Origin of the sequence: Sphingobacterium spiritivorum (assembly GCF_016725325.1) — a bacterium.
Taxonomy (GTDB): Bacteria; Bacteroidota; Bacteroidia; order Sphingobacteriales; family Sphingobacteriaceae; genus Sphingobacterium.
The window spans coordinates 3,491,056-3,503,556 of record NZ_CP068083.1 but is presented as its reverse complement, the minus strand read 5'-3'; the positions used below and the strand labels follow the sequence as shown (position 1 = coordinate 3,503,556).

Below are 12,501 nucleotides of genomic sequence, written 5' to 3'. Positions count from 1 at the left end.
CTTATGCTATTCCGTAAAGATAGGTTATTCTTAGAAATCTCCATAAAAATTACGGAACGACGACCGCAGTCCTACTGAAATAACACCCGATTTTTGCGTCGGAAGATTTTCGATCTGGCGATAACGTTGGGTATATCCCACTTCAAATCTCAGATTATATTTCGGATTCAGTACATATGCAGCTCTCACATCTCCGTAGTACAGATTATTCTTGACACCCTGTCCGATCGAATTTCCATACATATTCGGGATAGTCTGATAAGATTGGAAGATATCTCCTCCCATATTGATATCCGGATTAGGGTCTGTACCAAATCTGTTATAAATCAACTGTCCTGAGAAATCAAATCGCTTCCATGAGTAATTCAGCATTCCGATAAATTCTCTGAAATTAGCTCCGGAAGGATGCGCCAGAGGTTCACCATGATTACTATAGTTAGATATAGAAGTAAAGTGCTGATAGGTGTATGGGCGTACGGTATTAAATTCTCCCAGAAAATTAAGGCTTTTCACACCAAACAGATCAAATCCACGTGCACCAAGCTGTACTCCCCACTTATTGTGGGCGTAGCCATTTCCTTTGAAAAATTCGCTTGCAGTGAACTCCCCAAGTAAGAACTGACCATATACAGTTGCATTGCGCAACACTTTATATTTGGCGTTAAGTCCCAAAAACATTTTATCCGGTGAAGAGGCATTATTAGATTCTACAGCACGCAGAAAGATTATAGGGTTAATGTAGTTAAAATCAAATCCTCTTTTACCGGCTTCATTCTGATTTGCCCAGATCACCGCCTGAAAAAAACCTACTGACAACTTATTTGTCGCATTATAATCTAAATACTGAAATGCACCCCACTTGATTCCATCCCCGAAACGGCCTCCCGAATTGAGTGAATCCACCCTCGGATTTTTGGGGTCTGTCATATAAGCCCATATCGAAGTATATTGCACATTACCAATTTTACCTTTCAGCTTAAGATGGGAATAGTTGGATGAAAAATCTGAAAGTAATAAAGAACGGTAACCGTCTCCGATAAAGTTTTTATCGTATGCCAGTGTGACCTGTAAGTAAGGATTTACATCATAAGTTGCACTTGCAGTTGCATACATCCAGTCTTTGACATTATTAGATTGTAATTTGGTAACTCCCTGTCCAGGAATTAACATATTCTGCGTCATATAAGTATCCAGATACTCTGGAAACCTTGCCTGATTCTCAAAAGCGTTGGCATAGAATGTAAACTTGTCTCCTATTGTCAGACCTGCCTGCACCCCGCGTGTATTCATCCATGTACTGCGTTTGTCTCCCATCAGATCTTTACCAATCTGAAAATCCGGCATAAAATCAAGGTAAAAAGTATGATCTTCCTTTTCTACCTGTACCAGATGTTCATTAAAAATCTTACGCATAAAGATATTGTCCGAATCTACATGCCCAACATTTTGTAAAGAGTCATATTTAGATAAAAGCTGATCCTTAAATATAAAGGGTTTGGATGAGGTAAACTCTCTGGTATCAGGAGAATAGACAAGTTCGTTGAATTTCTGATAATATTGATAAGAATATGTCTGGTTTCTGACCTGTGCTAATGCAGTATGAGATACGAGTGATAAAGGCAAAACGGCAAAGGTCCAACGCAGCCAGGGTCTGAGTAATGTGAATTTCATATATATATCAAGTTTCAACGGATTCTACAAGCAAAATCCATTCCTAACTGCAAATTAACTAAATATTATTGACTCGATTTCTGCCAATGTCAGTTTTGATAAAGCTAAAACGTATTTGCCACGCTTAAAAAGAAATATATTTTTATTATATTGCAAATTATTACAGAAACTAATTTATAACTCCACCATAATGAAACGAAGAACTTTCATTCAAAATGCCGCCCTTCTGACGTCCGGAATGATGGCCAGTAAACTTTCATTCGCCGATATGCAAAATTCATTTCCGGTAGTACGTATTGCAAAAGATAAAAGACATTTTTCCAGCAAAGTCATTGAAGATGTGATTACCGAATTCCAAAAAGGAGTTTCGAATAAAGAGATGGCATGGATGTTTAACAATTGTTTTCCAAATACATTGGATACAACTGTTTATCCGGAAAAAGATGGAAATAAACCTCTTACCTATGTGATCACGGGTGATATCGATGCGATGTGGCTTCGTGACAGCAGCGCACAGGTATGGCCATACCTCCCATTTATGAAGCAAGATAAAAATCTTCAGAATCTAATCATGGGATTAGTCCGCAAGCAAAGCAAGTGTATCATTATTGATCCTTATGCAAATGCGTTCTATAACGATCCTACTAAAAAAGGAGAATGGTTCAGTGACCATACGGATATGAAACCGGGTATCCATGAGCGCAAATGGGAAATAGATTCTCTTTGTTATCCTATCCGATTGTCTTATGCATACTGGAAGGCTACAAATGACACCACTCCGTTTGATGAGGAATGGGTGAAAGCACAGCAAAACATCTACAAAACTTTTGTAGAGCAGCAGCGTAAAGAAAGTGTAGGACCTTACAAATTCGAACGTACAACAGCCCGTGGTACAGATACCTTACAAGTAGATGGATTGGGTTATCCCGTGAAACCTGTAGGGCTGATCTGTTCCAGCTTCCGTCCATCGGATGATGCAACTATCTTCTCCTTCCTGATTCCATCGAATCTGTTTGCAGTAGTGAGCTTGAGACAATCAGCTGAAATCTTACGTACTGTAAACAAAAATACGGATCTGGCTTCCAAAATGGAGAACCTTGCCAATGAAGTAGAACAAGCTATTCAGAAATATGGTATCATAGATCACCCGCAATTTGGTCGTGTATACGCTTTTGAGGTAGACGGTTTCGGCAGTCACCTTATGATGGATGACGCCAATGTACCAAGTTTATTGGCTTTACCGTACCTTGGTGCTGTGGATGTTAATGATGAAGTATATCAGCGTACACGTAAATATATCCTTTCTGCAGACAATCCGTTCTTCTTTAAAGGAACTAAAGCCGAAGGTATCGGAGGCCCGCATATCGGTCGTGATATGATCTGGCCAATGTCTATCATCATGCGTGCATTTACTTCGACGAATGATGAAGAGATCCGCAACTGTATTCAGACGCTGGTTCATACGCATGGTGGCACCGGATTTATGCACGAATCCTTCCATAAAGATGATCCTACGAAATTCACCCGTCACTGGTTCGCATGGGCAAATACATTATTTGGAGAATTGTTGTGGAAAACTTACAAAGAAAAGCCATCTTTGCTTAAGTAAACAGAATATTCTTAAGGTAAAACGCTATTGGGAATATTCTCAATAGCGTTTTTTTATGTCAAATCCCACAGTTCATAACAGTCCTATAGGTGTATTCGATTCCGGTTACGGAGGTCTGTCTGTATTTAAAGAAATCAAAAAGGAACTTCCCGAATACGACTATATATATCTGGGCGATAATGCCCGTATTCCATATGGTAACCGCTCTTTTGAAACCGTATATCAATTTACAAAAGAATGTGTTTTTAAATTATTCGATCTGGGCTGTGATCTGGTTATCTTAGCCTGCAATACTGCCTCTGCAAAAGCATTAAGATCCATACAGCAACATGACCTTCCGCCTGGCAAGAAGGTATTAGGCGTTATCAGGCCAACAACTGAAATAATAAAAGAATATACTACTACAAATAAAATAGGAATACTGGCTACTACCGGCACGGTAAAATCAGAATCCTATAAAATTGAAATCAACAAATTCTACCCTGAAATTGAAGTTTTTCAGCACGATTGTCCTTTTTGGGTTCCTTTGGTAGAAAATAATGAAATAGACACAGAAGGCGCCCGGTATTTTGTCGAAAAAGATATTCACGAACTTCTTTCTAAATCTTCAGAAATCGATACTATAGTATTAGCATGTACACATTACCCCTTGCTGCTTCCGGTTATCAAGGAATTTGTTCCTCCTCATATTCAGATTATTTCACAAGGACCTATCGTAGCTCACAGCCTCAAAAACTATCTGGACAGACATCCTGAGGTGGAACAAAACTGTTCGAAAGGTTCTACATTGCAATTTTTCACTACAGATGATGCAGCAGGATTTGAAGAAAAGGCAGAAATATTTTTTGGACACCCGGTAAAAGCCAGTACGATAAAAGTCTGAGCTTTCAACATAATTTCAAGGTGGATCAGAAAGATCCACCTTAAAAAGATATCACAAGAAGTGATGATTTATTTGGGTTAATAATTTGCACTTTCAGACGTATTACAAAAAAATCCAATCGCTGCGATCTTCTTTTTACTTCTACGTTATTTCATGCCTCACAGGTTGTGTATTCTCCTGCAATTGCTGTTGCCCCGTAATCTTAGGAAAAGGGAATAACCCAATTTGCTGTAGTAATTGAATTTATTCCCTTTTGAGATTTATTAACCAATTACAAAAAATGTACATAACCTTCCGGAAAACTAATTACGGTCGGCCCTTCCCCAAGACTGCACATTCAAGGATAAATGGATGGTTAATAAGTTATCTCCCATTAAAGATGTTGGTTAAATACGATGTAAAAGTACAACGACACTTTCAATTTATCCCCACCCGAAAGTATAGGATTGAAAATAATAACATTTTCAAACAATTGATAATCAATATTTTAATAAAATAACACAAATTAGTCCCCCAAATAGGGACTATTGTTTCTTATTTTCAAATGGTAAAATCCATAAATCAGCGATCAGGCCAGACCTCCTATTTTCTCTTTAAATTTGAGGGCCTGAGTACGGCTTTTTATATCCAGTTTGATATAAAGATTACTGACATGATACTTGACGGTATTTAAAGAAATAAATAATTTCTCACCCAGTTCCTGATTGGACAAGCCTTCCCATAATCCCATCAATACATCCATCTCACGTTCAGTAAGCTGATAGTTTTCTTTTAAAAACACAATGGTATTTTCTTTCAGTACAACTGTTTCTTTCGCTACAGAAAGATTATCCTTCAAGTCATTCAACTGATTGAGGTAAATATTGATCTCATTTCGGCAGCGCTCATTTTCTTCCTGTAAAGCACGGGCTTTAAAAATAATCGCAAAACTGATGCTTATAATTTCAAACGCACTTACAAGCCTCAATGTGTCCATATTGAAAAAAGACAGCCATGCCTGATTGAAGTTCGTATTCAGTACAAATCCGATTCCGACAAGAAGTATAACTCCAAATGTAAGTACCAGAAAACGTGCATATACATCCTTCCGAAATTGCCTGATTGCTAAGCCTATTGCGAATAAAGTCGCAGCAAAACTTGCAATATTGACTACGCTGATAAAGCCCTTCCATTCAAAAATGACAAAAAGTATCAACCCGACAAAAGACAAAGTCATAAGCGGAGTGACCACTTTCCAATAGTTCTTAAAATTATTACGAAGATCCAGAAAATAGTAGGCGAATAAGCAAGCTAAAGAGGAAGAGAAAGGAACGGAATAGACTACAAAATGTTCCAGTACTAATTTGCCTTCCGAAAGAAAATAAAACATACCATCCTCGTAGAAAAACTCTGCAAATACGATCAGTTGAAACAAACAGTAAGTAATAAACCGTCTGTCTTTGAAAATAAGGAAGAATACAAAATTAAAGATGACAGACATAACTGCAAGTCCGTAATACAAACCAATTCCAAATAAATGGGTAGCCTCATGACGGAAAAAAGCACTCTCTTCTTTAACAACAACATGAATACCCTTGTACATGGTACTGTTACTCTTGATATAATAGACAGGTTGATCCGTTGTAAAATGAAATTGATTATATCTGGCAAAAGACTCCGCTTTAGCAGCATGGTCGCTATCTGTTACGAGAACTAATTTTCCTCGTGAATACACATATAAAGATGCATCTCTGAAATGTGGCGAAGGAATCTGGAGTATCAGCTCTTTATGAAGCTGTTCTCCGGCTAAGGTACCTTTAATCCACCAGGATTGACCTCCTATCCCATCTGCATACTGCGTTTTATCTTGATTGAGAACAGATCCAAACGTTAAAGACTGTATTTCCTGAATGACAGAAGCTGGCGCTTCAGTTTCAAGAACAGCTGCATTTACTTTAGTATGCCCCATCAAAAGAGACAACATTAAGGATAGTATAATAATGCAATACGGAAAACGGCAATTAAAAGAATAGATATCTTTCATGTAAGATTGGGTCGATTTTAATGTTTAGGGTTAAAGGCTTAAATTTAGTGTTTTTTAAATAATCCGGCCCCATCTTTTACGCTTCTCTCAAATATTTACTAACAACAAAAGCAGATTTGATACCTGCTTTTGTTGTTTCGTTTTGTACTTATATTTGGAGAACTAAAGACTTTCAATCCTTATTTTTTATAAAATAAAGCTCTGTTATACTCATAGTTCATACGCGCAATATTGATGACGGATATGCCCTGAGGGCATTCGACCTCACATGCTTCCGTATTGGAACAGTGTCCAAAAAACTCCTGATCCATCTGTTGAACCATATTTATAACCCTTTCGTTTCGCTCTTCCCTTCCCTGTGGTAATAAGGCCATATGTGCAATCTTGGCAGAAGTAAATAAGGCAGCGCTTCCATTTTTACATGTGGCAACACAAGCCCCGCAGCCTATACAGGCTGCTGCATCAAAAGCAGCTTCTGTGGACTGATGTGTCACTGGAATAGCATGTGCATCTGGAGCCTGTCCGGTATTGACAGATACGAATCCACCGGAAGATATGATACGATCGAATGCCGAACGGTCTACCTTCAGATCTTTTTTGATGGGAAAGGCATGCGACCGGAAAGGCTCTATAAAAACAGTTTCCCCATCTTTGAATGTTCTTAAATGTAATTGACAGGTTGTTGTATTTTCCAGTGGACCATGTGCAATACCATTGATCATCATACCACATTGTCCGCAGATCCCTTCTCTGCAATCGTGATCAAACTCTACAGGCTGATCATTTTCTACAATTAATTTTTCATTTAAGGTATCCAGCATTTCCAGAAAAGACATATGAGGATTAAGATTTTCCAATTCATAATCGACCAGTTTTCCTGCAGAATTACGATCTTCCTGACGCCATATTTTCAAATGTAATTTCATGTTTCGATTGTTAATAGGTTATTTATAACTCCTCACAGTAGGCTGCAAAACTTCAAATTCCAACGGTTCTTTATTCAGTATCGGATCAGCACCTTCTCCATTCCAGCCCCATGCCGAAATAAACTGATACTCTTCGTCATTACGTTGGGCTTCTCCTTCAGGAGTCTGATATTCTTCTCTGAAGTGTGCTCCGCAGGATTCCTTCCGGGTCAATGCATCATAGCACATAAGCTCCCCTATCTCCAGATAATCGGCTACTCTTCCGGCCTTTTCCAATTCGGTGTTCATAGTCGTCAGACTTCCCGGTACATGTACCCGCTCATAAAATTCTTTACGTAATTTCCGGATTTCGGCTATCGCATAATTCAGTCCCTGCTCATTCCTTGCCAGACCGCAATAGTCATAGAGGATTTTACCTAAGGTTTTGTGGTAATAATCCACAGTCCTGTCTCCTTTACTACCGATCAGACGGTCTAAAAGAGACTGAACACCTTTCTCTGCTTCTGAAAATTCAGGTAAGTCAGTCGATATTTTACCCGTATGTATATCTCCGGAAAGATAATTTGCGATGGTATAAGGGGCAATAAAATAGCCATCAACAGAAGCCTGTAACAACGAATTTGCGCCCAAACGGTTCGCTCCATGATCTGCAAAATTCGCTTCTCCCAATGCAAACAAGCCAGGAATAGTGGTCATCAATTCGTAATCCACCCACAATCCTCCCATAGAAAAGTGTGCCGACGGGGATATCATCATGGGCTCTTTGTACGCATCATATCCGGTTATCTTACGATACATATCAAATAGATTTCCATATTTCTCTTTGATCTTTTCTACACCTTGTTCTTTGATCGCCTTCGCAAAATCCAGATAGACGGCATTCTTAAGTGGGCCTATGCCATATCCTGCATCAATGCGTTCTTTGGCTGCACGGGAAGAAATATCACGAGGTGCCAGATTGCCGAATGCCGGATAGCGTCTTTCCAGATAATAATCTCTTTCTTCTTCCGGGATATCATTGGCCGGACGTCGCTCTTCTGTATCGGTCGGCACCCAGATACGGCCGTCATTACGGAGGGATTCTGACATAAGTGTCAGTTTGGACTGGTAATCTCCCGACTGAGGCAATGAGGTAGGATGAATTTGAGTCCAGCTTGGGCTCGCCATCAGCGCTCCCTTTTTGTGCGCCCTCCATATGGCTGAACCGTTGCAGCCCATCGCAAGAGTTGACAGATAATAAATTTTACCGTAGCCGCCTGTAGCCAGAATAACAGCATGTGCTGCATGACGTTCTAAAACACCGGTATCCAGATTCCGCACTATAACGCCTCTGGCCTTACCATCTGCCACTACCAGATCTAACATTTCATGTCTGGAAAACAACTGTACTGTCTTTTTACCAACTTGTCGCATCAGTGCCTGATAAGCACCTAATAACAACTGCTGGCCGGTCTGTCCTCTTGCATAAAAAGTACGGCTTACCTGTACGCCGCCAAATGACCGGTTATTAAGATAGCCGCCGTATTCTCTTCCGAAGGGTACACCCTGGGCTACTGCCTGATCAATCAGATGGAGTGAACATTCCGCCATCCGGTACACATTGGCCTCACGTGCTCTGAAATCTCCGCCTTTGAGTGTATCCACAAACATCCGGTATACACTGTCACCGTCATTTTTATAGTTTTTGGCGGCATTGACACCTCCTTGTGCTGCTACGGAATGTGCTCTTCTCGGACTGTCCTGAAAACAGAAAGATTTAACATTATAACCCATTTCTCCAAGTGAAGCAGCGATAGAACTTCCGGCAAGACCGGTTCCGATCACAATGACATCCAGTTTCTTCCGGTTGGCCGGATTGACCAGTTTAGCTGTCTTTTTATAATTTTCCCATTTGTCCTCTAACGGACCCTGAGGTATTTTAGCATCTAAATTCATCCCTAATAAGTGTTAAAGACTAATCTATTGTGAAATAAACATATACCGGCATCAGTGCAAATCCTGCACATATAATCACAGAATAAGCAATACCAGCTATTTTTAACCATTTGATATACTTAGGATGAAATAATCCCAATGTACGGATGGAACTGTATACCCCATGAATCAGGTGATAGCATAGCGCAATCATAGACAGGACATATATCAATACATACCACCATTCTCTGAAAGTTGTCACCACCAGAAGATAAAGATCTTTATGTCCGTTATTATCAAGCGGAAGTGTTCCGAATTTGTATACATACCAAAAATTCTGAAAGTGGATCACCAAGAATATCAAAATGATGGTTCCCAGAATACCCATATTACGGCTGTACCATTTACTCGCTCTTCCCCGCTTATCCTGACTATATGATCCTCCGGATTTACGATTGCGGATGGTGATGACCAATGCATCCAGCATATGCAGCAGTATACTGGCATACAGCACATAAGAAACTATTTTGATCAAAGCATTACCGGACAGAAAATGAGAATACCAGTTAAACTGCTCTCTTGCCTGCTCCGCAGGAAGAAATAGCTGCAGGTTTCCCAGAAAGTGAATAATCAGAAAAAAACACAGGAATAATCCGGTAAGGCACATGACTATTTTTTTAGACAATGTAGACAGCATATCTTTCTATTTATTAATAATAACCTATTACTTTCATCCACAATCCACCTACTGCCATATATATAATCAAGAGGACGATCCCAATCTCCAGACCTCTCAACCACCAGGCTTTAAGCTCAACATATCCGCTTCCGAAAAATACCGGAGCAGGACCATGTCCGTAATGCGTCAATACACCATAAATAGACCCCATAAATCCCAGCATCATGGCCAGAAGCATCGGAGGGATCCCTAATGACACACCTACTCCTAACAGTGCTGCGTACATCGCAGCCACATGTGCTGTTGCACTGGCGAAAATATAGTGACTAAAAAAATAGACTAGTATAATAACCGGGAACGCGACCAGCCAGTTGAGACCGCCGATCTGTACTTTGATCAAATCACTGAACCAGCCTATAAAACCCAGTTCATTTAAAGAACTTGCCATCATCACCAATACGGCAAACCATACAATGGTATCCCAGGCTCCTTTTTCTGATTTGACATCTTCCCAGGTCAGCACCGAGGTCAATAGCAACAGTGTGAGACCGACAAAAGCTGTTGTAGTCGCATCAATAGACAGTGAACCTCCGAAAATCCAAAGAACCAGCAGGATAAAGAAGGCCAATAACATCAGCCATTCATTTTTCTTTACGGGTCCCATTTCCTTCAGTTTTTCTGATGCCATTTTCGGGGCATCTCCGGTTTTCTTAAGTTCTGGCGGAAATAATTTGTATAGTACCAGAGGTACAATAAAAAAAGCAACCGCTCCGGGTACAAAACCCGCAATCGCCCAGGACATCCAGGTGATATCAATACCTAGATTTGCCGCAAACTTCTGACACATCGGATTACTAGCAGTACCCGTGAGGAACATGGAGGAAGCGATAAGGTTCATATAATAGCTATTCAGCGTAAGAAAAGCCCCAAGCTTGCGGTGAGTTTTCGGATCATCAGGCAGAGAGCCAAAACTAATTGCCATAGACTTCATAATCGGATAGATAATCCCTCCGCCTCTCGCGGTATTACTGGGGATCGCAGGAGCAAGACAGACATCAGCCAGGCCTAATCCATAAGCGAGTCCCAAAGAACTCTTTCCAAATACTTTGATAAACAGAAAGGCAATGCGATTGCCGAGACCTGTCTTGATAAATCCACGTGCAATAAAGAATGAAATTCCGATCAGCCAGATCACCTTATCTCCAAAGCCGCTGAGTGCTTTGACAATCGATGCACTGGCATTACCAGGGGCAAGTACTTGTGTTAATGCTGTAAAACCAATGGCCATCATACACATGGTTCCCATAGGAGCTGCTTTCAGAATAATACCCAGAATAGTGGCTGCAAATATGGCAAACAAATGCCATGCTTCCGGAGTGACACCTTTGGGTATAGGTATAAACCAGATAATGATCGCAACAATAAATGTAATACATACATTCTTAATGTTAATCTCCTTCATATGATTCCGTATAGTTTAGTTTTTTAAAGTCTGCTTTGTACCTGCAAAATAAACAGGTTCCCATTGTATGTAGTCGTATTTTCGATCTGGTGCTTATAGCAGTCTATCTGCATACCCACCTGAATCCGTGCACCGTAATTTTTAAGAAATTCCAGACCAAACATAGGCGTAATGGTTTCTCTCGGATTTTTATCCTTTTTGAAATTGACATCCAGGTATTCATAACGACAGGATACTTCTATTGCACTCAGATTCTTATGTTTGATTTCATACCGCAGATTTGGCAGAAAATAGATACCCCGCATCTGATAATCATTGATATCAGGAGAACGTACATCTTCCCCTAATGCAAAATACAGGTTGTGATTGACGGCTTGTTTGGCCTCTACCTGCATATCCAAAAACCAGCGGGAAGAAAGAGCGATGTTACTGGTCATATCAGCCCCCAGCGCATATACAGTTTTATGGAAAGCATCTCCGACTCCACCGTTTACACCCAGATTGACCCCATATTTACGGGATAACCCGAATACCATTCTGGACAGGTATTGTTTTCCGTTGTTATTATCAGAAATCTGATTTTTACCATTACCGTTGACAACGGATAAGGCATACTGGAAAGGCATAGTTCCAAAATGTAAGGTACCGCCTACCGAAGCACCAAGCTGAAAACTTGTCCAGCCGTTTTTACCAAATTCAAAATACTGATTGGACCAGTCTAATGATTTGATAATATCTACAGGATATGTTTCTTCTATTCCAAACCAGGGTCTGAACTGCCCTACCGTCAATGCTATTTTGGGACTAAAGGTGTATTTGAGGTATGCATTTTCCAGTACTTTTGTCTTCGGATCAGACTTAAAGTCTGCCAGATTTACTAAAGCAACAACTTCAGTACGTTTACTGATCTTGGCCTGGACCTGCGCACGCATATATTTCAATGCAAATGTGTTGTCTGTACCGGAGTGATCTGCATGATGTAAGCCTCCTACGTCTACATCTTTATTGAGACTCGTGGTGAACCTGGCCTGAAACAATCCTTTAAACTGAAATTTGGGGTAATTTTCAAAATCTTTTCCCCATGTACTGTCGGGAACCTGAGCATATATTACACGCACAGAGAGTGCATTAATTATTAAAACCAAGAAGAAAGCACATAAGACATGCATTTTCATATGAAAAAATAGATGTTTCTTCATTGTACGGTAGTTATGTTAATTGGTATTTGGTATATAAATTACAAATACAAAATGGAATTGTTTCAATTTATTTACAATTCACAAACAATCTTAATAAGAAAATATTAAAATAAGGCTATAAGTAAAGAGCGGGAA

At 39.9% G+C, this 12,501-nt stretch carries 9 protein-coding genes; 2 read left to right on the top strand and 7 right to left on the bottom strand.

Features of this window, described 5'->3' with window-relative positions:
• Nucleotides 1-30: 30 nt before the first annotated feature.
• Entirely contained in the window at nucleotides 31-1,671 is a 1,641-nt protein-coding gene (locus I6J02_RS14735; RefSeq protein WP_201678609.1) for a gliding motility protein RemB, read from the bottom strand.
• Between the two features lie 190 nt (nucleotides 1,672-1,861).
• On the opposite strand from I6J02_RS14735, the gene I6J02_RS14730 reads away from it, so the two are divergent.
• Both I6J02_RS14730 and murI read left to right on the top strand, forming a co-directional pair.
• Complete coding sequence (locus tag I6J02_RS14730; RefSeq protein WP_201678608.1) at nucleotides 1,862-3,280, top strand: glycoside hydrolase family 125 protein; 1,419 nt, start codon at nucleotides 1,862-1,864, stop codon at nucleotides 3,278-3,280.
• Nucleotides 3,281-3,335: 55 nt separating this feature from the next.
• Complete coding sequence (gene murI, locus I6J02_RS14725) at nucleotides 3,336-4,163, top strand: glutamate racemase (protein WP_201678607.1); 828 nt, start codon at nucleotides 3,336-3,338, stop codon at nucleotides 4,161-4,163.
• Nucleotides 4,164-4,731: 568 nt separating this feature from the next.
• Here murI and I6J02_RS14720 read toward each other — a convergent pair.
• The 6 genes from I6J02_RS14720 to I6J02_RS14695 form a co-directional block, all read right to left on the bottom strand.
• Nucleotides 4,732-6,186: a LuxR C-terminal-related transcriptional regulator gene (locus I6J02_RS14720; protein WP_236581971.1), complete on the bottom strand. Its 1,455-nt coding sequence runs from the start codon at nucleotides 6,184-6,186 to the stop codon at nucleotides 4,732-4,734.
• A gap of 179 nt (nucleotides 6,187-6,365) precedes the next feature.
• Nucleotides 6,366-7,112 carry a succinate dehydrogenase/fumarate reductase iron-sulfur subunit gene (locus I6J02_RS14715; protein ID WP_201678606.1) on the bottom strand — a complete coding sequence of 249 codons (747 nt, stop codon included), beginning with the start codon at nucleotides 7,110-7,112 and terminating at the stop codon, nucleotides 6,366-6,368.
• Nucleotides 7,113-7,130: 18 nt separating this feature from the next.
• On the bottom strand, nucleotides 7,131-9,047 hold the full coding sequence (locus tag I6J02_RS14710; RefSeq protein ID WP_201678605.1) for a fumarate reductase/succinate dehydrogenase flavoprotein subunit: 1,917 nt from the start codon (nucleotides 9,045-9,047) through the stop codon (nucleotides 7,131-7,133).
• Nucleotides 9,048-9,066: 19 nt separating this feature from the next.
• Nucleotides 9,067-9,723 carry a succinate dehydrogenase cytochrome b subunit gene (locus tag I6J02_RS14705; RefSeq protein WP_201678604.1) on the bottom strand — a complete coding sequence of 219 codons (657 nt, stop codon included), beginning with the start codon at nucleotides 9,721-9,723 and terminating at the stop codon, nucleotides 9,067-9,069.
• A 13-nt stretch (nucleotides 9,724-9,736) separates the two neighbouring features.
• Nucleotides 9,737-11,167, bottom strand: coding sequence for an anion permease (locus I6J02_RS14700; RefSeq protein ID WP_201678603.1), 1,431 nt, complete (start codon nucleotides 11,165-11,167; stop codon nucleotides 9,737-9,739).
• Between the two features lie 23 nt (nucleotides 11,168-11,190).
• Nucleotides 11,191-12,285: a porin gene (locus I6J02_RS14695; RefSeq protein WP_236581968.1), complete on the bottom strand. Its 1,095-nt coding sequence runs from the start codon at nucleotides 12,283-12,285 to the stop codon at nucleotides 11,191-11,193.
• Between the last annotated feature and the right edge of the window lie 216 nt (nucleotides 12,286-12,501).